The sequence below is a fragment of the Antiquaquibacter oligotrophicus genome (genome assembly GCF_020535405.1).
In the GTDB taxonomy this organism is placed as follows: Bacteria; Actinomycetota; Actinomycetes; order Actinomycetales; family Microbacteriaceae; genus Rhodoglobus; species Rhodoglobus oligotrophicus.
On sequence record NZ_CP085036.1, the window covers coordinates 2,055,936 to 2,078,902 of the forward strand.

Sequence of the window (22,967 nt, forward strand, 5' to 3'; positions counted from 1 at the left end):
CGTTGCGTTGGTGAGCTCCCTGCTGGTTGAGGAGCCGCGTAGCGGCGTCTCGAAACCAGCCCACGAAGCACTCGCTAGCGGCGTCTCGAAACCCGCGCCCCGCTACCGCACCACCACCTCCGTGCGGAACAGCTTGTCGAACACGTTCTCGCGGTCGAACTGCAACGCGTAGTCGCGCGCGGCCGCGGCCCGCACCGAGAGCTCATCGGTGTCGAGGGCCAGCGCCTCCTCGAGGGCTGCGGCGATTGCATCCGGGTCCTCCACGGGCACGATGATCGCGTGATCGCCGACCGCCTCACCGATGCCACCCGTGAGCGTGGTGATCACGGGGCCGCCGCCGGCGAGCATCTTCTCGGCGATCGCGATACCGAACGTTTCCACGAAGTCGGCGCTCGGCTTGCTCGGGAGGGCGTAGACGGCGCACGCCTCCATGAGGTGCGGCTTCTCGGCATCCCCGACGTCATCGAGAAAACGAATGCGCTCCGACAGGGGGGATGCCGCGGCGATCGTGTGAAGGCGGTCTGCGTCGGGTCCGCGCCCCGCGATGATGAGCTCAACATCGGCGGGGAGTGCCGCGCGTTCGAAGCCGCCGATCAGGTCGTCGACACCCTTCGCCGCCTGCAGGCGGGACAAGAACAGCACGTAGCGGTTGCGCGCGAGTCCACGCGATTCGAGCACTCGGGCCGTCTCCTCGGGGTCGAGGTCGAGGTAGGCGGACGTGTCGATCGCGGGGTAGGAGATCTCGATGCGCTCGCGGCAAGCCTCCGCGAAGCGGGTGCCGTGACGGGCATCCAGCTCCTCGGCGCCGGCGACGATGATGTCGCGTGTGTATTCGGAGACCGCCACCGGGCGGTCCTGTGCGAGGTAGGCGCTGAAGATCTGCGCGGCCGCCCCGAACGCGTCCCGTTCGAGGCTTGACCGCACCACGTTGGTGATGTCGCTGCCGACCGCTTCGGCGATGGTTGTGACATCCACCGGGAGTCCCGTCGACTGTGCCACTCGCACCGCGTCGTCGACGGCGAGGGTGTGCGGGCTGAGGTATAGCGACAGGACCGTCGTCGGCACGCCGTCGGTGAGGAGCTCCACGAGGCGACCGGTAATGCCCGCGGTGTAGCGGCCGTCTGGCACCTTGTAGTCGCCGACGGGTTCCGGGCGTTCGACGGTGATGCCCTCGCTGTAGGGCAGTACCGAATCGAGCGGCTTGAGCGGAAGGCCGCTGGACTGCAGTCGCTCAAGCGGCCACGTCACGATGCGCACATCGTCGAAGCCCCTGGTGAGAGCGACCTCGGCGAGGTTTCGGCCCTCCACCGAGTGCCCGCAAATGACGGGGTCGGCCCGGTTGACGATGATGAGGCGGCGGTTGGTGCTCATGGGTGGTTCCTTAGGACGAGTGGGTGGGGAAGCGTCACAGGACGCGTGCGGAGGGCGGACGTTCGATGCGCCCCCACTCGCTCGGCTCGGGCCCGAGTGAGACCACGAGGTCGCCCCCGCGGTGGAGTTCGTCGGCGCGAATCCACGAGCGCGTGAGCGGCACCCCATTGAGGGTTGCCGACTGCACGTACTGCACGGGGCCGCCGGGTATCGGCTCCGTGAACCCCTCGGTCGCGATCGTGAACGCGCCACCGGGGGCGGCGATGCTCGACGAGCGGAACGAGGGTGCACCAACAAAAAAGAGGTTCTGGCCGGCCGCGGGCATGAGCCCGAGCGAGGCCCAGACGTACCAGGAGCTGAGGCCCCCCGAGTCGTCGTTGCCGGGGAGTCCGCCCCGGCCGGTTCCAAACTGTTGCATAACGACGTTGTGGACTACTTCGGCCGTGCGGTCGGGGCGACCGGCGTAGTAGTACGACCACGGGGCATCCATGTCTGGCTCGTTGTTGAGTCCCTCGAATCGTCCGAGCGCGTAGCCCGCGGCGAGTTCGTCCTCGCTCGGTGCGAGGCCCGGTTGGATGACGGCGGGTGCTCCGTACCCGAAGAACTGGTCGAGCATCCCGATGAATGCCTCGTCGCCGCCCGCGAGCGCGATGCGCGACGCCATGTCGTGCTGCACACGGAACGAGTAGTTGTACCGGCTGCCCTCGTAGTAGGTGGAGTCTTTGAGGAGTCCGGTCTCCGGGTTGTAGGCGTTGACCCAGCGGTCGGCGAACGGGGCGAGCTCGTCGACGAGGGCGCGGTCGCCGACGGCCGCGGCGATCTTGGCCGTGCACCAGTACCCGAAGGCGAGGTCGAGCGTGTGGGTGATCGGATGCGCCTCCCCACGCAGCAGGAACTCCTCGCCGTAACTGCGCCGAAGGTCGTTGTGCATGTGTACGAGCGCCCACTCCCAGTCGATGCCGGGCATGCCGAGCTGGCAGAGGTCGGCGAGGAATGTGTGCGCGAGCGCACTGCCCTGCCGGGAGAAGCGGTCGCTGCCGATGGCCATGCGGTAGCCGATGGGGAAGTTGCCTTCTTCCTCCGCGATCGTGAGGAGGGCGTTGGCGAGTTCGACGGCGCGTTCCGGCTGCAGTGCCGTCATGAGCGGAAGCTGTGTGCGGTAGATGTCCCACATGGTGGAGATGTCGAACGCGAAGGGCCCGTCGCCCGGCCAGAAGGGGCTCTCGCCGTTGGCGATGGATGGCTTGATGAGTGAGTGGTAGAGCGCGGTGGAGAAGACCGTCGAGCGCTCTGGCGACGGGGAGTCGATGGTGATGTTCTGCAGCTGCTTGCGCCACGCCTTCTGGGTGCGCTCGCGGCGACGGGTGAACTGACCGGACTCCGTGCCGACGTCCTCGTGGAGGTTACGTTTGGCCTGTTCCACACCGCGCAGCGAGAAGCCCATACGCAGTTCGACCTGCTGGCCCTCCGTGCTCGGACCCGCCCACATGAGCCCAAACGTGCGCAGGGTTGTCGGGCGGATGTGATCGAAGTCGAGTCGGGTGCCGCCCGGCATGAGCCGCCGGTCGTACCAGAGCATCTGCCGCCAGTTCTCGGCGTCGCATTCGAGGTAGACCGAGAGCGGTGTTCCCTCGACGACGATCGTGCCCTGGGCCACTCCCGGTGCGACCGATTCGAGGTGGGCGCGCAGTGGGATCGTCGAGGAGTGCGGAATGGCGAGGCCGCCGAGCGAAAAGTCGACCACAACACGGGCGTTTTTGTTGGTCGGGAAGGTGTAGCGATGCACGGCACTCTTCGGGCCGACGGTGAGTTCGGCACGGATGCCCGACTCGAGGGTGGCGGCATACCACCCGGGTTCGGCCGCTTCATCCGCGATCTCCCACTCACGACCGAGAACGTCGAGCGGCTCGAGCATGGGGGAGACGCGGAAGTAGTTGTAGTACTTGCGGATCGCGCCCGTTCCGGACTGCTGGAAGTGCGTGAACCCGGATGCCACGGACTTCTCGAACACCGTCGGCGGGATGCCCTCCGTGTTGAGGTCGTAGTGCCCGTACCCCGTGGGGTAGGCACCGGAGTAGGCGCACGCGGAGACCATCCCGAACGGGTAGGTGGCGCCCGGGTGTGTGTTGCCCACCTGGGGTTTTGGCCACCACCACGTGGCCGCCAGGCCGGACTGCTGCGGCAGTGCCGTGGCCTCCGTGCCGATGAACGGATCGACGTGCTCGATCATGGTTCGAGGGTAGGTGCCGAATGTCTCCGGCGTATTACGCGGGTGTGAACGCTGACTGGTAACCACGCTCGTCGCCGAGTGCTGCCATATGGCTGCTATTCGGGCGCTCAGAGCAGCCGAATGGCAGCACTCGATGCGCTTACGGTGGAGTCATGAGTGACTGGAACGACGTCGTGCCCTATTTCGACGGGAGCGCCGTAGCGCACCTCGCGACCATCAACGAGGACGGCAGCCCGCACGCTGTCGCGGTGTGGGTTGGGCCGCACGGCGACGGCGAACTCGAGTTCTTTATGGAGGCGGGGTCGCGCAAAGACCGCAACCTTCAGCGTGACCCGCGATTTGCACTCTCCACGACTCGCAAGGGGAACGACTTCGCGATGGCGACGGTGCGCGGTGAGGTCGTCGAGCGGCTGACGGGGGATGCCGCGGTCGCCGTCGCGGACCGGCTCTCGAACCTGTACTCGGGTAAGGACTACAACATCCGCAGTGGGCTCGCCGCCTATGTCGTGCGGCCGCGGGTGGCGTGGCAGGCGGACTACTCGTAGCTCCTCCCCAGGGGCACGTCTGACGCGTTGTCCCCGGGTTACGGTGGCCGGGCATCCCGGCGCGCCCGTGTTCCTAGGTTCGGTGCATGAGTTTTGTCGTGCGAGCGCCCGGTGAGCCCGACGTGCCGGTACGGGCGGTTGGGCGAGAGTTCGGGCCCCTCGCATCCGTGATCTACGACACGGCGGTGACGGATGTTTTCGTCAATGGCGTCGGCGGGGTGTGGGCCGACCGGGGTGGTGGCCACGAGCGTGTGCCGCTCGCCCTCACCGAGCGCGACGTGCGGGATCTTGCCGTGCGCCTCATTGCCGCCGGAGGACGTCATATCGATGAAGCCACGCCATTGATGGATGTCCGCCTCGGCGACGGGGTGCGGGTGCACGCTGCGCTGCCTCCCGTCGCGACGGCCGGCACCTACCTCTCTATACGCCTTCCGCGCGCGGAGCGACCTGCGCTGGCGCAACTGGAATCCACGGGATTCTTCTCGGGTGTCGACGCCTCCGCGGTTCGAGAGCTTGTCGCCGCACGCGCGAACCTCCTCATCACCGGGGCCGGCGGGTCCGGCAAAACCACCTTCCTCGGCGCCCTGCTCGCGGCGGCGCCCGCCACGGAGCGGATTGTCGTCATCGAAGACGTCGCCGAACTGCGCATCGATCACCCCCACGTTGTGACCCTCGAAGCGCGACAACCCAACCTCGAGGGGGCGGGCGAGGTCGGCTTACCCCGGCTCGTGCGCGAGGCACTGCGCATGCGACCCGACAGGCTTGTGCTCGGCGAATGCCGCGGAGCTGAGGTGCGTGACCTCCTCTCGGCGCTCAACACCGGCCACGACGGTGGTGCGGGAACACTTCACGCGAACTCGCTCGCCGACGTGCCAGCCCGACTCGAGGCACTGGGAGCGCTCGCCGGCCTCGACGCCACGGCCACCGCACGACAGGCCGCGAGTGCGATCGGAGCGGTGCTGCACCTCGCGCGTGCGGGCGGCAGCCGCAGGCTCGTGGCCGGGGGCAGGCTCGCGATCGACGAGCGCGACCGGCTCACCGTTGTTCCGCTGTGACGACGACCGCGGGTAAGCAGAACCTCGGAGACATTGCGGGGGTGTGCCAGCGCCTCGCCGTCCTGCTCGGAGCCGGAGTGTCCCCGGGCGCGGCATGGGCATTCGTCGCCGAAACGACGGGCAACGCTGTTGTAGCGGCGGCGGTGGGGCAGCACGATGTGAGTTCGGCGCTGGTCGCGGCATCCGGTGGGCTCGACGCCCGTGAGGGAGAGGCGTGGCGCGGGCTGGCAGCAGTGTGGTCGGTGGCGACGGATGCCGGGGCTCCGCTAGCGGCAACTCTGCGTGACTACGCCGTCTCCCTGAGGGCGCTCGCCGACGCGACACGCGATGCCGATGTGGCACTCGCGGGGCCCAGGGCCACTGCTCGTGTAGTGCTCGTGCTGCCGTTTGTCGGACTGGTGTTTGGCGCGCTGCTCGGGTTCGGAACACTCGACGTGCTCGTGGGCACCCCGGCCGGCTGGGCAATGCTGCTCGTGGGCGCGGGCCTCATCGTCGCGGCGCGGTTGTGGAACCGTCGGCTGGTGGCCTCCGCCCTCTCGCGCAGTGCAACCCCCGGCATCGCGTGCGAACTGGCGGCGGTCGCGGTGAGCGGGGGCGGCGCGCTCGATCGTGCCGTTGCCGCGACCCGGGATGCCGTTCGCCGGTTCGAGCTGGACGCGGCCGCTGATGGTCTCGACGAGGTGCTGGCGCTGTCGTCGCGGGCCGGCGTCCCGGCCGCCGAGCTGCTGCGCGCCGAAGCGGAGGAACAGCGCAGGGATGCCCGTGCCGACGCGCAGGCGGCGGCGGCCGCGCTCGGGGTTCGACTCATGTTGCCGCTGGGGCTGTGCATTCTGCCCGCGTTCCTCATCCTCGGGGTTGCTCCGCTGCTGGTTGCCGTGCTCTCCTCCACCGTCGCGGGTCTGTGACCCCGCCTCCACCGATCGCGATACGCGCTCCGACGCGGCGCCCCACCCGGCCACACTGGAGACGCTCGGGCCAGAGAGGAATAAGAGAGATGTACCGAGCGCGATCGATCGTGCGAGACCGTGGCCGTTTCTGGCAGCGACTGGTTCACGACGACGACGGAGCGGCAACCGCCGAGTACGCGATCGCGACCCTCGCGGCCGTGGGGTTCGCCGGCCTGCTCGTGGTGATCCTGAGGTCCGAGGAGGTGCGCGGCATGCTGACAGACCTCGTGCGACATGCGCTCTCGATGCCGTGATGTCGCGGCGGGCGAGCGGGGCAGCATCACCGCGGAGTTCGCGGTGGCGCTGCCGGCCGTCGTCATGGTTCTCGCGTTGTGCCTCGGCGGGATCACCGTCGGCGCAGCCCAGTTGCGGGTGCAGGATGCCGCAGCCGCCGCCGCGCGTGCTGCCGGTCGAGGCGACAGCACGGCGGTCGCGGCGAGTATCGCGCCGGGCGCCGCCGCCAGCCAGTGGACCGAGGGGCCGCTCGTGTGTGTTCGTGTGCGGGCCACCGCATCGTTCGGGGGTATTCCGCTGTCGGCCACCAGTTGCGCGCTCGGTGGCGGTCAATGATCGCCGTGCGGAGTGATCGTGGCTCCGGGAGCGCACTCGTTGTCGCTCTCGTGGCGGCCGTCGTTGTGCTCACGGCGGCGGTTCTGCCCCTCGGTCGGGTGCTCGCCGCGAGAGCCCAGGCGGCGGGAGCGGCGGATGCTGCAGCCCTCGCGGCGGCGGATGCGGCATCCGGTCGCCACCCGGGTTTCCCGTGCGAGCTGGCGGCCGCTGTTGCCTCGGCGAACGGCGTCGAACTCGACTCGTGTGAGGTCGACGGACTCATCGTGACGGTGGCGACGAGCGGCGGCATCCTGGGCTTCACGGTGGCCGCGCGGGCCACCGCCGGACCACCGGACTCCCCATAAATAGCGGGTCACCCCCGGGACTATGTGTATGGTGTCGCTGACGCCCCCACCGGGCCCGTCATTAAAGAAGTGCAAGGAGTACCGTGACCACGAAGCTCGTTATCGTCGAGTCGCCGACCAAGGCGAAGACGATCGCCCAGTACCTGGGCGAGGGGTACGAGGTGCTCTCGTCCGTCGGCCACATCCGTGATCTCATCGAGCCGAAGAACCTCCCGCCGGAGCTCAAAAAGGGCCCGCTCGGCAAGTTCTCCATCGACGTGGAGAACGATTTCAAGCCCTACTACGTGGTCTCGGACGCCAAAAAGAAGACGGTCGCCGAACTCAAGCGTGCGCTCAAGGGTGCCGACGAGCTCTACCTCGCCACTGATGAAGACCGCGAAGGTGAAGCCATCGCGTGGCACCTCCTCGAAGAGCTCAAGCCCAAGGTCCCGGTCAAGCGCATGGTGTTCCACGAGATCACCAAGGACGCCATCCAGCACGCCCGCGACAACACCCGCGAGATCGACACCGCTCTCGTCGACGCGCAGGAGACCCGCCGCATCCTCGACCGCCTCTACGGCTACGAGGTATCGCCCGTCCTGTGGCGCAAGGTGGGCCCCGGCCTCTCGGCCGGCCGCGTGCAGTCCGCGGCAACGCGGCTCGTCGTCGACCGTGAGCGCGAGCGTCTCGCCTTCGTCACCGCCGAATACTGGGACCTGCTCGCCGGCCTCACACCGGAGGCACCGACCGACCGCTTCGAGTCCCGCCTCGTGCGCCTCGACGGAAAACGCATCGCCACCGGTCGCGACTTCGACGACCGCGGCAAGCTCAAGGGCGACGCGGTCGCACTCGACTCCGCGGCGGCCGAAAGTCTCGCGCAAGCCCTCCGCCAGCCGGGTGTTCCCATCGTCGTCAGCAACCTCGAGACGAAGCCCTACACTCGGCGACCCGCGGCCCCCTTCACCACCTCGACGCTGCAGCAGGAGGCAGGCCGCAAGCTTCGTTTCTCCGCCCGCCAGACGATGAGTGTTGCCCAGTCGCTCTACGAGAACGGCTACATCACCTATATGCGTACCGACTCGCCGTCGCTCAGCCAGCAGGCGATCGATGCGGCACGCAAGCAGGCTCGCGCGCTGTACGGCGCGGAGACGGTGCCGGATGCCCCGCGCCAGTACTCCGGAAAGTCCAAGAACGCGCAAGAAGCCCACGAGGCCATCCGCCCCTCGGGTGACACGTTCCGCACGCCGAGCGAACTCTCTAGTGTGCTCCGCGGCAACGACCTCAAGCTCTACGACCTCATCTGGAAGCGCACCGTGGCCTCGCAGATGGCCGACGCGAAGGGCTCAACGGCATCCGTCACCATCACCGGGACAACCGCCGACACCGTCGCCGAATTTGTCGCGACGGGTACCGTCATCACCTTCCGCGGTTTTATGCAGGCCTACGAGGAGAGCAAGGACGAGGATCGTCACGAGGAGCGCGCCGAGACGACGAGCCCTGCCGAGGCGAAGCTCCCGCCGCTCACCGTCGGCCAGGAGCTCGTTGTCGTCGACATCGAAGCGAAGGGCCACGAGACGAGCCCGCCGCCGCGCTACACCGAGGCGAGCCTCGTCAAGCAACTCGAAGAGCTCGGCATCGGGCGCCCCTCGACCTACGCGAGCATCATCTCCACGATCATCGACCGCGGCTATGTCACACCTCGCGGGCAGGCACTTGTTCCCAACTGGATCGCCTTCAGTGTTGTGCGCCTCCTCGAGCAGTACTTCTCCGAACTCGTCGAGTACGGCTTCACGGCCGGCATGGAGGACGACCTCGACCGCATCGCCGGGGGAGAGGCCGATCGTGTCGAATGGCTCACGGGCTTCTACTTCGGTAACGCAGACCACCGTGGTTTGCGCGGGGTCATCGACAACCTCGGTGAGATCGACGCGCGCGAGATCAACTCGATCGCCCTCGCCGACGACATCACCCTGCGCATCGGCAAGTACGGTCCCTACCTCGAGGCTCCGGGCGACGACCCGGAGACCCCGCGTCGCGTCAACATCCCGCAGGATCTTGCGCCGGACGAGCTCACCGCCGAGAAGGCACGCGAACTCATCGAGGCTCCCGTCGTCGGCGATCGTGTCATCGGGGTGAACCCCGAGAACGGTAAAGAGATCGTGGCCAAGGACGGCCGTTTCGGTCCGTACATCACGGAGCTCGAACCCGAGGTGCCAGAAGAGGCGCCGGTCGAGGTCGTCGACCCCAAGACCGGCGAAGTCAAGGTCAAGAAACCGAAGAAGGTGGCAGCGCCCAAACCGCGTACCGCGTCCCTTTTCAAGTCGATGGACCTCGCGACCATCGACCTCGACACGGCGCTCAAGCTTCTCTCGCTGCCGCGTGTTGTCGGACTCGACCCGGAGAGTGGGGCCGAGATCACCGCGCAGAACGGACGCTTCGGCCCGTACCTCAAGAAGGGCACCGACAGTCGTTCGCTCGCGAGCGAGGATCAGATCTTCGAGATCGACCTTCCCGGCGCGTTGGAGATCTTCGCCCAGCCAAAGTACGGCGGCCGAGCAGCATCCAGCGCCCTCAAGGAATTCGAGCAGCCAGACCCGGTGAGCGAGAAGCCCATCAAGATCAAGGACGGCCGGTTCGGGCCGTACGTGACGGATGGCACAACCAACGCCACCATCCCGCGCGGCGAGGTCATCGAGGAGATCGACTACGACCGCGCCGTGCAGTTGCTCGCCGACAAACGAGCCAAGGGACCGGCGAAGCCCAAGGCCAAGACCACACGCAAGCCCGCCGCTAAGCGCGCTCCTGCCAAGAAGAAGTAGATGCCCGGCCTCTTCATCACCTTCGAGGGTGGCGACGGTTCCGGAAAGTCGACACAGTCCGCGATCCTCGTGGACTGGCTCCAGGGTCAGGGTCGCGAAGTAGTCGTCTCCCGCGAACCCGGGGGAACGGATGTCGGCCTAGAGCTGCGACAGCTTGTGCTGCACTGGCGCGGCGAGATCGCCCCACGGGCCGAAGCCCTCATCTACGCGGCGGACCGAGCGCACAACGTCGCCACCAAGGTGCGACCGGCGCTCGAACGCGGCGCGATCGTTGTCCAGGACCGCTACCTCGACTCGTCGGTCGCCTACCAGGGTGCCGGGCGTGTGCTCGGCGCCGACGAAGTGCGTGATCTCTCCCTCTGGGCGACAGAAGGTTTACTCCCCGATCTGACCGTGCTGCTCGACCTGCACGAGGGTGCCGATCGTCTCGCCGGCAGAACCCAGTACGACCGACTGGAGGCAGCCGGCGACGACTTCCACGCACGCGTTCGGGACGCCTACCTGGAGCTCGCCGAGGCGGAGCCGGAGCGCTTCCTCGTGCTCGACGCGCGCGACACCATCGAGAACATCGCGGCGAGCATCCGGAGCCGGGTCGAGCGACTGCTCGGCTGAGCGCGGGGCTGGGAGTGCACCGCGCTCCCGGTCAGGGGCGCGGGTTAGTGTTGTTGCCATGGCGTTGTGGAGCGAGCTGACCGGTCAGGCAGCCGCCATCGAGGTCGTCGAAGCCGCGGCATCCGCCGGCGACAGTTCGGCCATGACCCACTCGTGGCTCATCACCGGTCCACCCGGTTCCGGCCGCTCGAATCTCGCGTACGCCTTTGCGGCGGCGCTCCTCGGCGGTGACGAGGCGACCCAGCAGCAGGTCGCCGCCCGCACACACCCCGACCTGGGTGTGCTCAGCACCGATCGTGTGATCATCTCGATCGACGAGGTGCGCGCGCTCGTCGCGACCTCCCAGTTCTCGCCGTCCGTCGGGCGATACCGCGTCATGGTCATCGAGGATGCCGATCGTATGGCCGAGCGCACCTCCAACGTGCTCCTCAAGGCCCTCGAGGAGCCGCCGCCGCGCACGGTGTGGATACTGTGTGCGCCGAGCGAGGCCGACCTCATTCCCACCATCCGTTCCCGCGTTCGCACCGTTCGACTGCGGGTGCCAGACGCGGACGAGGTCGCCGACCTGCTCGTACGCCGAGACGGCGTTGACCCGACGCTCGCCGCGACCGCGGCCCGGCAGGCGCAATCGCACATCGGGATGGCACACCGGCTCGCGACCAACGTCGAGGCCCGTGAGCGCCGCGCCCGCACGCTCGATACCGCGCTCGGCATCCATCGGGTCTCCGATGCCGTCTTCGCCGCCGCCACGCTCCTCGACCTCGCCAAGGCCGACGCGGAAGCGATCACGCAGGAGCGCGATGAGCACGAGCGTGAGTCCGCCCTTCGGTCGCTCGGCGTCGAACCCGGCGGAACGGTGCCAGCGAAGTTGCGCTCGCAACTCAAAAACCTCGAAGACGATCAGAAGCGGCGCGCCACTCGCAGCCTGCGCGACGGCATTGATCGCATCCTCGTCGACCTGCTGTCCCTCTATCGCGACATCCTGCTCACCCAACTGGGTGTGCCGAGCGAGCCGGTCAACCTCGACATCATCGACAGGGTACGACGCGCGGCCGAGGCGAGCACGCCGGAACAAACACTGCAGACGATGGATGCCATCGCCATCGCACGCCGACGGATCGACGCGAACGTCGCCCCCGCCCTAGCACTGGAGGCCATGCTCGTGAGTGCCATTCGACCCGAGCGTGCGGCGGGGCGCGGATGAGACGGCTTCTCCCGGTCCCGGCGGTCGCCGTTGCCCTCACCCTTGTTCTCACGGGATGTATGTCGTGGTTTCTCCCGCCTGACGTGCGATCGACCTCGACACCCACCGGGGAGACGGTCCCCGCGAACCTGGAGCGCTTCTACCATCAGGAACTCGAGTGGTCGTCGTGTGGTGGCGGGCTGCAGTGCGCTACCGCGATCGCCCCACTCGACTGGGCCGACCCGGGAGCGGGCGAGATCGAGCTCGCGCTGGTGCGGCAGGCCGCGACATCCGGCGCTCCGATCGGTTCGCTGCTCGTCAACCCGGGCGGGCCGGGCGGCTCCGGTTACGACTTCATTCGGGACAGCATCGACTACGCGACGGATGAACGCCTCCAGGAACGCTTCGACGTTGTCGGATTCGACCCCCGCGGAGTCAACCGCTCGACCCCGATCACGTGTTACGAGGACCCGGCAGAACTCGACGAGTATCTGTACGGCATCCCGCCGGGCGAGGCGGGCAGCGACGAATGGCTCGCGGCAGCCGCTGACGCGAGCCGCCAGTTCGGTGAGCGCTGCCTCGAGTTGACGGGCCCCCTGCTCGGCCACGTGGACACTCCGAGCGCCGCACGCGACATGGACATGCTCCGTGCCGCCCTCGGTGACGAGGAGCTCAATTACCTCGGGTACTCCTACGGCACCCTGCTCGGTCAGGTCTACGCCGACCTGTTCCCGGATCGCACCGGACGGTTGGTACTCGATGGTGCTGTCGACCCGAACTCGACGGAGTTCGAGAAGACGGCGACACAGGCTCGGGGCTTCGAGAGCGCCCTGCGCGCATTTCTGGAGGACTGCGCGACCGCATCGGACTGCCCGTTCCGCGGCAGCGTCGATGCCTCGCTGCGTGAGGTTCGCGCCCTGCTCGACACACTCGATGCGAGTCCGCTCATCGCCGCCGACGGTCGCGAACTCGGCAGCTCGGCGATGTTTACGGCGATCATCCTTCCGCTCTACACACCCAGCAACTGGATCTACCTGCGCCAGGTTTTCACCGATGTGTTCTCGGGCGACCCTGAGTACGCCTTCCAGCTCGCCGACAACTACAACGGACGCAGCCCCGACGGCACCTACCGCGACAACCAGACCGAGGCCTTCATCGGCATCAACTGCCTCGACGAGCACGGTGCTCCGACGGCCGACGAGATGCGCGCCGAGGCGGAGGAGTTGCGCGAACTCGCCCCCGTGCTCGGCCCGCAAATGGCGTGGGGTGGCACCGGATGCCCGAACTGGCCGGTCCCGGCGGTGCTCGAACGAGCACCCATCGTCGCGGAGGGCTCCGCGGACATCCTCGTCATCGGAACCACGAATGATCCAGCCACCCCCTACGAGTGGGCGGTCACGATCGCGGAGACCCTCGAAAACGGGCACCTGGTGACCTACGAGGGCGAGGGCCACACCGCCTACAACAAGTCGAATCAGTGTGTGAACGATGTTGTCGACGCGTTCTTCATCGACGGGGTCGTGCCGGAGTCCGACCCGCGCTGCTGATATTTTTGCGCACTGTGCAAGAATAGGAAGGTGCCTACCCCCGACGTCGAGCCCGGCCTTCGCGAGCGCAAGCGCCGCGCCACGCGTCGAGCCATCCAGTTGGCGGCAATCGACCTGGTAGCTGAGCACGGACTCGACGGCACCACCGTGGACGAGATCAGCCGCCGCGCGGATGTCTCTCCCCGCACGTTCTTCAACTATTTCCCGTCGAAGGAGGCCGCCGTCATCGGCGACCACCCGTCGCTGCCGGAGGGTGCCCCTCTCGAGGAGTTTCTCGCCGCAGGCCCGGGCGAACCGATCATGACGGGAATCGCCCGCATCATCGCCGGCACTATCGCGGGCGATGACCACGACCACGAGCTCATGGTGCGCCGCAAAACCGTGCTCGGGGAGTACCCGCAACTGTTCGCTCTGCGTATGGCCAACATGCGCCGCGTGGAGGAGCAGCTCGCCGACCTCATCGCTGAGCGGTTGACGATGGATGTTCCCGCCCTCGCCGGGCGACCCGATGAGTTGCGCAGCCGGGCCCACCTCACCGCCTTTGTCGCGTTCGGCGCGATTCGTCACGCGTGGAGCCAGTGGGCCGCTGGCCGCGCGAACGGGGACCTCCCCGACGTGGTGACGGCGAGCTTCGCCGCTCTCCCCGAGGTTGTGGCGTGAGCGGGGCCTGAACTTGGGCTAAGCTTCCATGCTGTGCCTCGGCCAGTCCGTAGGTTCGCCGCCCTAGCTCAGTCGGCAGAGCATCTCACTCGTAATGAGAAGGTCGAGGGTTCGATTCCCTCGGGCGGCTCTCTAGCCACTCACGCGGTACGCCGGTCAGATCCGCGAACGCTCGCAGATCCCGCGGCCGCGGCACGTTCCTGCCGTTGATCCACGCGCTCACCGTGTTGCGATGCACCTCGAGGCGGGCCGCTACTTCACTGACGTCGAGATCCGCGACGCGCATTGCCTTTCGCATGTAGTCGGCTAGGTCGAACTCAAGCTCGACGGGCCGAACCGGGTCTGTGATGGTCATGAAGTCAGACTAGGGCACGAAATCGTGCATTGCACGACACGCCGCGCGGCGTGCGCACGAATTCGTGCAATGCACGGTTTAGTGATCCGCATGCTCGCAGACCTAGTCACAACCCCGGAGCTCGCACGCGAGCTCGGCGTCGATCGCAGCACGATCACGCGCAAATGTCAGAAGGGCGAACTCGCCTTCGTCGACCGCATGCCTGGCTACAACGGGAACTATCTGTTCGATCCCGACTACGTCAAGCAGCTGCTCGAGGAGCGTGCAGCGTGAGCCGCGGCGCCTTCCTCCTCGCGTTCGTCGCGGTCGGGGTCTGCCTGTGGTCGCTCGTGCTGCAGCTGACGATCGGGGCGCTCAATGGCTGACGCCAGGATCAAGCGGGTCAAACTCTCGTTCGAGCGGAACTACACGCAGATGCCCAACGAGTGGCACCGCGACCCTCAGCTGAGCCTCCGCGCTCGCGGGCTTCTCGGCCTCCTCATGAGCCACGACGAGAACTACATCGTGAGCGTGAAGTCGCTCGTCGCTCAGAACCCCGAAGGGCGCGAAGCGATCGAGGGCGCGATGCGCGAGCTCAAGGCCAAGGGCTATCTCCGACTGCACACTAAGCGCGGGGTACATGGCCGCGTCGACGGGTGGATTTGGGAGCTTACAGACCCCGTAGAGGCCGCTAGGCAGGACGCTGCAAACCGACTGCAGGGATTCCCGGACTACGGCTCAGCCGAGTTACGGAAAAGCCGTGGCACGGCAGAACCGCACTTAAAAGAACAACATCAGAAAGAACTAACTCAAGTTAAAGACGGCGACCCCCGTACACGCGCGGGGGAGGGAATGGACGCCTCCGGCGGCTCCCCCCGAGCCGCGACTGAGACGCGTGAGGAGAAGTACGCGCGGCTGCAGCACCAGCCCTGCCCGTGGCGCAAGGGCGCCGAGCACGACTTCGCACCCGGCAAGCCGTGTTCCGGATGCGGCATCCATGCCGGCCAATACCTCGACGAGAACCGAGAGGTTCGCTACCTCAGCGACCTGCTGGAGGGCGAGCGATGAAGCAGCCCGTACCCCTCGACACCAACTTCAGAGTGCCGGTGCGCGTGAGCATCCCGCAGCCGCTTTACAAGGCCGTGAACGCACGCTACGGCGACGCAACGCCCGAGTTCCTCGCACGTGTCATCGAGCGAGCCCTCGTCGTGCAGCAGCCAACTGAGAAGCCAGCAAGGAAGCGGCGCGTGCGAGTGACGCCCGAGCTTGTGGCCCTCGTGCTCGAGATGCACGGCAACAGAGCGCGCACGATCGAGATCGCGAGAACGGTGGATCTCAGCAAGGCATCCATTCTGCGCATCCTCCGCGACCACGGGAGGCAAGCGTGAACCGAACGAAGTTGGCCAGCCGCCTCCACTTCATGGCCTCGCAGCTCAAGGGCGAGGCGCAACGACAGAGCAGCCCTGAGATGCGTGACGAGTTACGCCGATCCGCGGCACAGTGCGCCGCGGCATTCCGCAAGGCCTACTCCCCAGACCCCGAGGAGCTGGCCGTTGCGGTCGCAATCCTCGACGGCGCGATCGACTACCTAGTCGGCGTGATCATCACAAGAACCGAGCACGAGCTCGCGGAAGGAAATCAACCATGAATGCAGCAGCAGCGAAGAGCGACAAGACCCTCGCCGAGCAGAAGGCCAAGGTCGCCGAGCAGCACCCCGACGTGCAGCTCGCGATCGACGACGAAGCACCCGAGCAGCAGCCCGACGTGCCCTCGATCGAGCGTGACGGTGTGCCGGCCGATGGGACGTGCGGCGCCACGCGCTACCAGCAGGGTGCGCTCCGGACGTGTGAGCTGCCGATCCACCACCCCGGCAACCACCAGCAGGGTGACCGAGGCTGGCGCCGCTCGCACGGCGATGGCGCAGCGATCGCCGAGCGCCCCGAGGACGACGCCGAGAGCGAGCCCACGTCGTGACGATCAGCAACACGGAGATCTGGCGCGAGGTTGAGAAGGCACGGCTGCGGGCGCATGACAAGCACGGCGCCAACAGCATCGAGGCAATCGACCCGCACAGCGAGCGCTGGGCGACGATCCTCGGCGAGGAAGGTGGTGAGGTGGCCGAGGTGCTCGTCCACATGTTCGCCGGTTCCATCCTCGCGATGGCCATCGGTCGTGTGTCACACTCGCTGACCTACGACGCTGACATCACCAACCTGCGCAGTGAGCTTATCGACGTGCTCTCGGTTGCGTCGGCGTGGGTTGACGCCCTCGACCGAGGCCGTGGTTAGTCACGGCCCTGGCGTCTACGCCGACCCTGCCGCCCCGCTCGAGAAGTGGGGCGGCAGGAAGGCGCAGCTCTACGTCATCGCCACGCTCGAGACGTACGGCACGGTGTGCTGGCTGTGTGGTCTGCCCGGATCGAACAGCGCTGACCACGTCATCCCGATCAGTCTGGGCGGCGCAGTCTACGATCTCGAGAACCTCGGGCCATCGCATCGTAAGTGCAACTACGCTCGCGGCAACAGGCCCGCAGTCGCGGCGGGGTTCGCTGTCGAGAATGGCACGGCGTTCTTTAGTCGCGGGTAGCGGGACACCCACGCGCAGCCCCTTCCATTTTCTCCCTAAGCCCCACAAAAAATGCAGATCAGAACGGAAACAACGAACGATGAACGAGAGCACTCCGGAACAGCCCATGCTCGACGGACTCGACATCGCGCCTGAGCAGGGGCAGGGCTCGAAGCTTCGCGTCGCCGTCATTGCAACGCTAGAAGCACTGAAATCCGAGGGACTGCTCGAGCCAAGGCACGCGGCCGTGTCGCAGCTCACGCTCGAGCTCGCGGATGCCGTCGCCGTCGGCGTGCGGACACGCAAGGCGAGCGCTGCAGCGATGGCGGCCGCGCAGCTGCTCCAAGCGCTCGACGCGCTGCCCAAACCGATGGCGGCGGACACGGCGCAGAAGTTCGACGAGCTGCTCGAGAATCTGCGGAACTCGTAGTGCCGGCCACCGCGAAGTACGCGACGCCGCGAGATCCATCGCGGTCGACAGACGGAGGCAAGATCGCAGTGCTCTCCGACGCGCTCGGTAAGCCGCTGATGCCCTGGCAACGCCAGGTCGTCGACGTCGCCACCGAACGACACGCGAACGGTGACTACGTCTACGAGATCGTGATCGTCACGGTGCCGCGCCAGTCCGGCAAGACAACCCTCCTCGGCCCGCTGATGCTGCACCGCTGCCTAGTCAACTCCGGCCGCCGCGTGTTCTACACCGCGCAGACGCAGAAGGACGCGAACAGCCGAATGGAGGACGTCATGAAGCTGATCAAGGGATCGGCTCTCGACGAGCCGATCACCAAGCCTGTGCGATCGCCCGGCAAGTTCGGCCTCAAGCTGCCGAACGACGCCGCGCTGCAGACGTTCGCGCCCGTGGCATCCGCGCTCCACGGCGAGACGCCGCCGCTCGTAGTTCTCGACGAGTTCTGGGAGTACGACGAGCTGCTCGGCGATGCACTCCTCGAGGGCGCGATCTTCCCCTCGCAGCTGCAGCTCGAGGGCAACCGGCAGGTATGGCTCGTCTCCACCGCCGGCACCGCTGCCAGCGTGTTCATGCGCAAGTGGGTAGAGCGCGGCCGCGAGTCAGTCACGAGCAAAGGCGCGAAGCATCCGCGAATGGCGTACTTCGAGTGGTCGCTCTGGGAAGGCGACGACCCCTACGACCCCGAAGCGCTCGAGCGCTTCCATCCAGCAACCGGCAACGTCATCAACGGCAAGCTATTCACCGCGCAGTCACTCCTCGCGCTCCCCGACATGACGCCGTCGAAGTGGCTTCGCGGAATCTGCAACGTCTGGACCGAGGCCTCGGATGTGCTGATCTCGGCCGAGGACTACGCAGATCTCGTGCGCGAACCCGCCGGTGTCCCCCTCCGCTCGGAGCTCACGATCACCTACGAGATCGCGCTCGAGAACGCGGCCGGCGTCGTCATGGCCAGCTGGCGCGACGACAACGGCGCACCGTGCAACCGAGTGCTGCACGCCGCACCCGGCACGAGCTGGATGCTGTCGTTCATCGTGGACATATACCGCGAGTGGGCGCCCGCGATCCTCGGCGCCGACGACGGTGGCCCCACGCGCCGACTCACTGACGAGCTCCGCCGGATACTCGGCGAGGAAACTGTGACCACGCTCGGCGGCCGCGACTTCGGCACCGCCTGTGAGTCGTGGCTCACCCTCGCGCGCGACAAGGATCTCGTGCTCGACGACACAGAGACGATGCGACGAGGCACCGCAAACCTTGTGCTGACGCGCATCAGCGACGTTGTCCGCTTCAGTCGCAAGGAATCCAGCGGCCCTATCCACGGGCCCATCGCCGGTGCGGTCGGCATCTTCCTGCACGATCACCGCGAGGAACCGCTCGAAATGCCGTTCGTCGACTTCTGATCGTTGCTATCTCCGCGACACGCGGTGTCTATTCGCGAAAGCCCGACGCGGCCGCAGGATGCCCTCCGTGGGATTCATGCAGCAGGTAGCCAGCTACTTCGGCTTCGCATCGCGCTTCAGCGATAGCAGCCACCTCGCGCAGATCACCCTCGACGACTGGCTCGGCTCACTCCCCGACGCCGTCGCAGTGAACCGCAGCAACGCGATGTCGATCGCCACGATCTCGGCGGGCCGCAACACGATCGCAGGTGTTGCCGGCGGACTCACACTGCTCGCCGAGAAGGGGTCGCAGCCGGCGCCCGTGCAACCCTCGATCCTCGAGGGATTCGAGCGCGGCATCCCGATGGCAACCACGCTGACGTGGACGTTCGACGATCTGATCTTCTACCCGTGCTCGTGGTGGGTCGTTCGCGAGCGTGACTTCTACAACTGGCCGATCTGGGGCGAGCGCGTCGACCACTCCCGCACCCGGCTAGACAGCTTCGGCCGGCTTACGCACGTCGACGGCGAGGAAGTCAAACCGCAGGACGTCATTCGGTTCGACTCACCGCTCGGCGACGGTCTCCTCGTCAACGGGCGCCGGACTATCAAGCGCGCGATCGCGCTCGATATCTCGGCCGCCCTCGCCGAGGACAACCCCGTTCCCAGCGTCGAGCTCCACAACGAGGGCAACACACCAATGGACGAGAGGCAGCGCAAGCAGCTGATCTCCGATTGGATCGAAGCCCGCAGGAAGTCCGGCGTCGGCTACACGCCTAAGGGTCTCAAGGTCGTCACCCACGGCCTCGCCCCTCAGCAACTGCTCATCGACGGGCGCCGTGCGATCAGCCTCGACGCTGCACGGCACATGAACCTGCCCGCCTGGGCGGTATCGACGGCAGTCGAGGGCGCCACGATGACCTACGACAACCGCTCCATGCGCAACTGGGAGCTGATCGACCTCACCCTCGGTGCGTACTTCACGGCCGTAGCCGGCCGCCTCTCGATGCCCGACGTCACACCCCGCGGGTGGAAGGTGCGCATCAACCCCGACGAGCTCACGCGCCCCGACGAAAAGACCCGATTCGACACCTACAAGGTCGGCCTCGACGGCGACTTCATCGACCGCGAATGGATCGCAGCCCGCGAGGGCTGGCCCCGCATCATGGGAGGAACCCAGCAGTGAACCGCAGCAAACTCGACGCCCTGCTCGCAGCGGGCATCATCACTCTCGAGCAGCACCAGGCCGCGATCGCCTCGATCGTCGACGGGATCGTTACAGAGCTGCCGCAGCTGCAGCTCACAGCCCCCGGCACCGTGCGCCTCGAGGAGGCGCCGGCCGAGCCGGACGCCGAACCCGAAAGCTGGGACGGCGTGCTCACCGGCACCATCACGCAGTACGGCGTGCTGATCCCGTCGCACGGGATGATCCTCGAGCCCGGATGCCTGCAACCGCGACAGCCCCTCACCGCCGTCAAGATGATGCGGGACCACAACCACAGCGAGCCAGTCGGCTACATGCTCGACGTCGACGCATCCGTTACCGAGGCCTCATTTCAGATCGCGCCGACCGAGCGCGATCGCGTCCTGCAGGAAGTCAACGACAAGCTCCGTGACGGGCTCTCGGTCGGCTTCACCGCGCTCGAGTACGACATCGACGATGACTGGATCTTCCACGTCATCGCAGCTGACCTCTACGAGGTTTCGCTCTGTGCCGTCCCCGCCGTCGTCGGCGCCGGGGTCACATCCGTTGCCGCCGCACTGGCAACCCTACGAAAGGAAAACCGCACCATGAACCGAGCCCAGCTCGCGGCGGCCCTCGCGGCCGGCACGATCACCCAGGAGGCCTACGACAGCGCGATCGCCACGCTCGACGCCCTCGCCGTCACGCCTCCCGTCAACGTCCCCGCCGAGCTCGCCGCCGGCCCCGAGCTGCAGGTCGAGCAGCCGGCCCCACCGGTCCAGGTTCAGGGGCGTGCACTCTCGCTCGCGCAGGTCAACGAGCGGCTTACGCAGGCCGCGAACTCCGGCAATTTCGGAACCTTCCAGCTCGCGATCGCCGACGTGCTCGCCTCCGACGACGTCGGCGCCGCTTTCCTCCGCGACGACTGGCAGGGCGAGGCCTGGCGGGAGAACGAAGTCGCGCGCCCGTGGATCGACGCCTTCGGTGCTCCCGCCGAGCTCACCTCGCTCAACGGCGAGGGCTGGGAGTGGGGCGACGAGCCCGAGGTCGACGAATACGCCGGCGACAAGACGGAGGTTCCGTCCAACGAGATCAGCACGCTGGCCAAGGCCTACCAGGGCTTTCGCATCGCCTCCGGTCACGACGTCGACCGCGTCTTCACGGACTTCGCCAATGCCGAGTTCTGGCCGGCGTTCTGGTCTGCGCGACTGCGCGACTACAAGCGCAAGTCGAACGCCGGCATCCGTACCCGCGTCCTCGCCAAGGCGACCGCGAAGACGGGCACTGTCACCACGGGCGGCGTGAAGGCCGTGCTCAAGCAAGCGATCAAGGACGTGCGCCCGTTCGGCAAGGCGAACCGGGTGTTCCTCGGCGTCGACCTCATGGCCGAGCTCGAGGATCTCCCGACCGACACGCTGCCGCTCTGGCTCAAGTCGGCCGAGATCGGCGTCGACATCGCCGAAGGTTCGGCCGACACGAAGACGCTCCGCATCCTCGAGGACGCCACCCTCGCCGCGAAGCAGATCGTCGCGTTCGACAACCGCGCCGGCAAGGTGCGCGAGAAGGCGCCGTTCCAGGTCGAGGCAATCCAGGTCGCACACGGCGGTATCGACACCGGCCTCTACTCGTACCTCCGGTTCGACGACTACGACCCCCGCGCGATCATCAAGCGCACCTACGTACCCGCGTAGACCCGACCAGCCCGCCCCGCGACCTGGTCAAGCGCGGGGCGGGCACCCCTTTACGAGAGGCTCACAATGGCAACCTGGCACACGAAGGAAAGCATCCGCGCCGCGTGGTCTGAGGCCTCCCGTTTCTCCGACGAGCAGCTCGCCGAAGCTATCGAGACGGCGAAGTTCGACATCACCGCGATCGGGCCGCAGCTTGACGACCCCAACGTTCCGACTCAGGGGTTTCGCGAGGCGCAGCTCCTCGCCGTCAAAGCCGTCTTCGCATCTCGAAAGGGCAACGCTGGCTCAGAGAATGGCGAGGCTGGCCTCGAGGGGTTCCAGGTGCGTCGAGCTCACTATCGACGCAGCACGGACATCATGACGCTGCTCTACCCCGAACGTGACTGGATCGCGTGATGAGCGCACGCAAGCAGCTGCAGACCAAGATCATGGGCAATCTGCCCCGCAACAAATACGAGTTCATCGACGACCTGCGGGATCTCGACGAGCCCACAGCTGAACGGCCGGTCGTGTTGCAGCTGATCCGCTCGCAGCTGAGCCCCGGCGAGTATCAGGGCGCCTACAACCAGCAGTTCGAACTCTGGATTGTGGTCGGCAGTTCCGACCCAGCGATCGTCGAGCCCGAGCTCGACGACGCAGTCGACGACGTGCTTCCCGTCATCGACAAGCTCAGGTTCCTGACGTGGTCGACGTGCGAGCGAGCTAGGCATCCCTCAGATTTCCACGGTTACAAGATCACGTTCACCACCAACGGCAACACCACCGAATAGGAGAAACACCATGCCCCAGGTACCCGCGACCCCCGCGGCAGTCAAGAACATGCGACTGCAGATCGGAACCGACACTTTCGAGCTGCACGCCAACAACGTGCTGTGGAGTAAGAACACGCAGCAGGTGCAGTGGCAGGGAGGCACGCCGGATGCCAGCTACTCCGACCTGTCAGAGGACACGCACGCGTGCGCGATCAACCTCGTGAACGATTACCAGAACGAGGATTCGCTCTTCAACTTCCTGATCGACCACGCCGGCGAAACGGCAGCGATCAGTTACCGGCCTGACGCCGAGGAGGACTTCGTGCAGACCGCGACGATCACGCTCGTCGCACCGAACACCGGTGGCGGCATGCGCGCTTTCCACGAGCAGACCGTTACCTGCCCCTCGACGCCGCCCGTCCGCACCTTCACCCCGCCGGCGTAATGCTCGACGTCCGCCGATCTCCCGAGCTGCAGGCAGCGCTGCTGGGCATGCGCCAAGCGCGCCGGGAGATCGCGCGCGACATCAACAAAGAGGCTCGGCGCACGACCAAAGGGCAATGGCTCGAGGCTCTCCGCGCTCGAGCTGTGACCCGCGCCGATGACCGAATCATCGTTCGCGGCGCACGCACAGCCATCACAAATAACCGAGTGTCCGTCAAAGCGGCCACCTCCACCAGGCCGCTGAGCGGCGGCCTCGTCCCCTCCTACCAATGGCAAGGAACAGAGTTC

At 66.9% G+C, this 22,967-nt stretch carries 28 protein-coding genes and 1 tRNA gene; 26 read left to right on the forward strand and 3 right to left on the reverse strand.

What is annotated here, in order from left to right:
- Positions 1-102 precede the first annotated feature (102 nt).
- Together LH407_RS09985 and LH407_RS09990 are read right to left on the reverse strand one after the other, a co-directional pair.
- Entirely contained in the window at positions 103-1,371 is a 1,269-nt protein-coding gene (locus LH407_RS09985) for a glycosyltransferase (protein ID WP_322134141.1), read from the reverse strand.
- Between the two features lie 34 nt (positions 1,372-1,405).
- Entirely contained in the window at positions 1,406-3,601 is a 2,196-nt protein-coding gene (locus LH407_RS09990) for a glycoside hydrolase domain-containing protein (protein WP_322134140.1), read from the reverse strand.
- Positions 3,602-3,753: 152 nt separating this feature from the next.
- On the opposite strand from LH407_RS09990, the gene LH407_RS09995 reads away from it, so the two are divergent.
- The 12 genes from LH407_RS09995 (at position 3,754) to LH407_RS10050 (ending at position 13,992) form a co-directional block, all read left to right on the forward strand.
- Positions 3,754-4,146 (forward strand): pyridoxamine 5'-phosphate oxidase family protein, encoded by a 393-nt coding sequence (locus LH407_RS09995; protein WP_322134139.1) that lies wholly within the window; start codon positions 3,754-3,756, stop codon positions 4,144-4,146.
- A gap of 86 nt (positions 4,147-4,232) precedes the next feature.
- Positions 4,233-5,201, forward strand: coding sequence for a TadA family conjugal transfer-associated ATPase (locus tag LH407_RS10000; RefSeq protein WP_322134138.1), 969 nt, complete (start codon positions 4,233-4,235; stop codon positions 5,199-5,201).
- Positions 5,198-6,106 (forward strand): type II secretion system F family protein, encoded by a 909-nt coding sequence (locus LH407_RS10005; protein WP_322134137.1) that lies wholly within the window; start codon positions 5,198-5,200, stop codon positions 6,104-6,106. The genes LH407_RS10000 and LH407_RS10005 overlap by 4 nt, the downstream gene beginning before the upstream one ends.
- A gap of 89 nt (positions 6,107-6,195) precedes the next feature.
- Entirely contained in the window at positions 6,196-6,402 is a 207-nt protein-coding gene (locus LH407_RS10010; protein ID WP_322134136.1) for a DUF4244 domain-containing protein, read from the forward strand.
- On the forward strand, positions 6,383-6,718 hold the full coding sequence (locus LH407_RS10015; protein ID WP_322134135.1) for a TadE family type IV pilus minor pilin: 336 nt from the start codon (positions 6,383-6,385) through the stop codon (positions 6,716-6,718). Before LH407_RS10010 ends, LH407_RS10015 begins: the two co-directional genes overlap by 20 nt.
- Entirely contained in the window at positions 6,715-7,062 is a 348-nt protein-coding gene (locus LH407_RS10020; protein ID WP_322134134.1) for an Rv3654c family TadE-like protein, read from the forward strand. The genes LH407_RS10015 and LH407_RS10020 overlap by 4 nt, the downstream gene beginning before the upstream one ends.
- Positions 7,063-7,145: 83 nt before the next feature.
- The gene (gene topA, locus LH407_RS10025; protein WP_322134133.1) at positions 7,146-9,860 is read left to right on the forward strand and encodes a type I DNA topoisomerase; all 2,715 of its coding nucleotides are present in this window, start codon (positions 7,146-7,148) and stop codon (positions 9,858-9,860) included.
- Positions 9,861-10,472, forward strand: coding sequence for a dTMP kinase (tmk, locus tag LH407_RS10030; RefSeq protein ID WP_322134132.1), 612 nt, complete (start codon positions 9,861-9,863; stop codon positions 10,470-10,472).
- Between the two features lie 58 nt (positions 10,473-10,530).
- Entirely contained in the window at positions 10,531-11,676 is a 1,146-nt protein-coding gene (locus tag LH407_RS10035; RefSeq protein ID WP_322134131.1) for a DNA polymerase III subunit delta', read from the forward strand.
- Entirely contained in the window at positions 11,673-13,202 is a 1,530-nt protein-coding gene (locus tag LH407_RS10040; RefSeq protein ID WP_322134130.1) for an alpha/beta hydrolase, read from the forward strand. The genes LH407_RS10035 and LH407_RS10040 overlap by 4 nt, the downstream gene beginning before the upstream one ends.
- Positions 13,203-13,232: 30 nt before the next feature.
- Positions 13,233-13,862, forward strand: a complete 630-nt coding sequence (locus LH407_RS10045; RefSeq protein WP_322134129.1) for a TetR family transcriptional regulator — start codon at positions 13,233-13,235, stop codon at positions 13,860-13,862.
- Between the two features lie 57 nt (positions 13,863-13,919).
- A tRNA-Thr gene (locus tag LH407_RS10050) sits at positions 13,920-13,992 on the forward strand.
- On the opposite strand, the gene LH407_RS14210 is transcribed toward LH407_RS10050, so the two are convergent.
- Complete coding sequence (locus tag LH407_RS14210) at positions 13,948-14,217, reverse strand: helix-turn-helix domain-containing protein (RefSeq protein WP_407650659.1); 270 nt, start codon at positions 14,215-14,217, stop codon at positions 13,948-13,950. The genes LH407_RS10050 and LH407_RS14210 overlap by 45 nt on opposite strands.
- A gap of 90 nt (positions 14,218-14,307) precedes the next feature.
- Here LH407_RS14210 and LH407_RS10055 point away from each other — a divergent pair, with 90 nt between their 5' ends.
- The 14 genes from LH407_RS10055 (at position 14,308) to LH407_RS10120 (ending at position 22,680) form a co-directional block, all read left to right on the forward strand.
- Positions 14,308-14,490, forward strand: a complete 183-nt coding sequence (locus LH407_RS10055; RefSeq protein ID WP_322134128.1) for a helix-turn-helix domain-containing protein — start codon at positions 14,308-14,310, stop codon at positions 14,488-14,490.
- Positions 14,491-14,574: 84 nt separating this feature from the next.
- Complete coding sequence (locus tag LH407_RS10060; RefSeq protein WP_322134127.1) at positions 14,575-15,264, forward strand: hypothetical protein; 690 nt, start codon at positions 14,575-14,577, stop codon at positions 15,262-15,264.
- A complete protein-coding gene (locus tag LH407_RS10065) occupies positions 15,261-15,584 on the forward strand; it encodes a hypothetical protein (protein WP_322134126.1) in 324 nt (107 codons plus the stop codon). Before LH407_RS10060 ends, LH407_RS10065 begins: the two co-directional genes overlap by 4 nt.
- Positions 15,581-15,844 carry a hypothetical protein gene (locus LH407_RS10070; RefSeq protein WP_322134125.1) on the forward strand — a complete coding sequence of 88 codons (264 nt, stop codon included), beginning with the start codon at positions 15,581-15,583 and terminating at the stop codon, positions 15,842-15,844. The genes LH407_RS10065 and LH407_RS10070 overlap by 4 nt, the downstream gene beginning before the upstream one ends.
- Entirely contained in the window at positions 15,841-16,170 is a 330-nt protein-coding gene (locus LH407_RS10075) for a hypothetical protein (RefSeq protein ID WP_322134124.1), read from the forward strand. The genes LH407_RS10070 and LH407_RS10075 overlap by 4 nt, the downstream gene beginning before the upstream one ends.
- Positions 16,167-16,484, forward strand: a complete 318-nt coding sequence (locus LH407_RS10080; protein WP_322134123.1) for a nucleoside triphosphate pyrophosphohydrolase family protein — start codon at positions 16,167-16,169, stop codon at positions 16,482-16,484. The genes LH407_RS10075 and LH407_RS10080 overlap by 4 nt, the downstream gene beginning before the upstream one ends.
- Complete coding sequence (locus LH407_RS10085) at positions 16,477-16,782, forward strand: HNH endonuclease (RefSeq protein WP_322134122.1); 306 nt, start codon at positions 16,477-16,479, stop codon at positions 16,780-16,782. Before LH407_RS10080 ends, LH407_RS10085 begins: the two co-directional genes overlap by 8 nt.
- A 79-nt stretch (positions 16,783-16,861) precedes the next feature.
- The gene (locus LH407_RS10090) at positions 16,862-17,191 is read left to right on the forward strand and encodes a hypothetical protein (protein WP_322134121.1); all 330 of its coding nucleotides are present in this window, start codon (positions 16,862-16,864) and stop codon (positions 17,189-17,191) included.
- Positions 17,191-18,630: a terminase large subunit domain-containing protein gene (locus tag LH407_RS10095; RefSeq protein ID WP_322134120.1), complete on the forward strand. Its 1,440-nt coding sequence runs from the start codon at positions 17,191-17,193 to the stop codon at positions 18,628-18,630. Before LH407_RS10090 ends, LH407_RS10095 begins: the two co-directional genes overlap by 1 nt.
- 76 nt (positions 18,631-18,706) lie before the next feature.
- Entirely contained in the window at positions 18,707-19,795 is a 1,089-nt protein-coding gene (locus tag LH407_RS10100; RefSeq protein WP_322134943.1) for a phage portal protein, read from the forward strand.
- Positions 19,792-21,483 (forward strand): HK97 family phage prohead protease, encoded by a 1,692-nt coding sequence (locus LH407_RS10105; RefSeq protein ID WP_322134119.1) that lies wholly within the window; start codon positions 19,792-19,794, stop codon positions 21,481-21,483. Before LH407_RS10100 ends, LH407_RS10105 begins: the two co-directional genes overlap by 4 nt.
- 66 nt (positions 21,484-21,549) lie before the next feature.
- Entirely contained in the window at positions 21,550-21,879 is a 330-nt protein-coding gene (locus tag LH407_RS10110) for a hypothetical protein (protein ID WP_322134118.1), read from the forward strand.
- On the forward strand, positions 21,879-22,253 hold the full coding sequence (locus LH407_RS10115) for a hypothetical protein (protein WP_322134117.1): 375 nt from the start codon (positions 21,879-21,881) through the stop codon (positions 22,251-22,253). The genes LH407_RS10110 and LH407_RS10115 overlap by 1 nt, the downstream gene beginning before the upstream one ends.
- A 10-nt stretch (positions 22,254-22,263) precedes the next feature.
- Complete coding sequence (locus LH407_RS10120) at positions 22,264-22,680, forward strand: hypothetical protein (RefSeq protein WP_322134116.1); 417 nt, start codon at positions 22,264-22,266, stop codon at positions 22,678-22,680.
- Positions 22,681-22,967 lie beyond the last annotated feature (287 nt).

Excerpts from the sequence above, each read along its gene's own strand:
- LH407_RS10100 (WP_322134943.1), top strand. The coding sequence starts at position 18,707 with ATGCAGCAGGTAGCCAGCTACTTCGGCTTCGCATCGCGCTTCAGCGAT.
- LH407_RS10015 (WP_322134135.1), top strand. The coding sequence starts at position 6,383 with ATGCGCTCTCGATGCCGTGATGTCGCGGCGGGCGAGCGGGGCAGCATC.
- LH407_RS10010 (WP_322134136.1), top strand. The coding sequence starts at position 6,196 with ATGTACCGAGCGCGATCGATCGTGCGAGACCGTGGCCGTTTCTGGCAG.
- LH407_RS10060 (WP_322134127.1), top strand. The coding sequence starts at position 14,575 with ATGGCTGACGCCAGGATCAAGCGGGTCAAACTCTCGTTCGAGCGGAAC.
- LH407_RS10075 (WP_322134124.1), top strand. The coding sequence starts at position 15,841 with ATGAATGCAGCAGCAGCGAAGAGCGACAAGACCCTCGCCGAGCAGAAG.
- LH407_RS10035 (WP_322134131.1), top strand. The coding sequence starts at position 10,531 with ATGGCGTTGTGGAGCGAGCTGACCGGTCAGGCAGCCGCCATCGAGGTC.
- LH407_RS10110 (WP_322134118.1), top strand. The coding sequence starts at position 21,550 with ATGGCAACCTGGCACACGAAGGAAAGCATCCGCGCCGCGTGGTCTGAG.
- tmk (WP_322134132.1), top strand. The coding sequence starts at position 9,861 with ATGCCCGGCCTCTTCATCACCTTCGAGGGTGGCGACGGTTCCGGAAAG.
- LH407_RS09995 (WP_322134139.1), top strand. The coding sequence starts at position 3,754 with ATGAGTGACTGGAACGACGTCGTGCCCTATTTCGACGGGAGCGCCGTA.
- LH407_RS10115 (WP_322134117.1), top strand. The coding sequence starts at position 21,879 with ATGAGCGCACGCAAGCAGCTGCAGACCAAGATCATGGGCAATCTGCCC.
- LH407_RS10120 (WP_322134116.1), top strand. The coding sequence starts at position 22,264 with ATGCCCCAGGTACCCGCGACCCCCGCGGCAGTCAAGAACATGCGACTG.
- LH407_RS09985 (WP_322134141.1), bottom strand. The coding sequence starts at position 1,371 with ATGAGCACCAACCGCCGCCTCATCATCGTCAACCGGGCCGACCCCGTC.
- LH407_RS14210 (WP_407650659.1), bottom strand. The coding sequence starts at position 14,217 with ATGACCATCACAGACCCGGTTCGGCCCGTCGAGCTTGAGTTCGACCTA.
- LH407_RS10020 (WP_322134134.1), top strand. The coding sequence starts at position 6,715 with ATGATCGCCGTGCGGAGTGATCGTGGCTCCGGGAGCGCACTCGTTGTC.
- LH407_RS09990 (WP_322134140.1), bottom strand. The coding sequence starts at position 3,601 with ATGATCGAGCACGTCGATCCGTTCATCGGCACGGAGGCCACGGCACTG.
- LH407_RS10065 (WP_322134126.1), top strand. The coding sequence starts at position 15,261 with ATGAAGCAGCCCGTACCCCTCGACACCAACTTCAGAGTGCCGGTGCGC.
- LH407_RS10000 (WP_322134138.1), top strand. The coding sequence starts at position 4,233 with ATGAGTTTTGTCGTGCGAGCGCCCGGTGAGCCCGACGTGCCGGTACGG.
- LH407_RS10040 (WP_322134130.1), top strand. The coding sequence starts at position 11,673 with ATGAGACGGCTTCTCCCGGTCCCGGCGGTCGCCGTTGCCCTCACCCTT.
- LH407_RS10055 (WP_322134128.1), top strand. The coding sequence starts at position 14,308 with ATGCTCGCAGACCTAGTCACAACCCCGGAGCTCGCACGCGAGCTCGGC.
- LH407_RS10090 (WP_322134121.1), top strand. The coding sequence starts at position 16,862 with ATGAACGAGAGCACTCCGGAACAGCCCATGCTCGACGGACTCGACATC.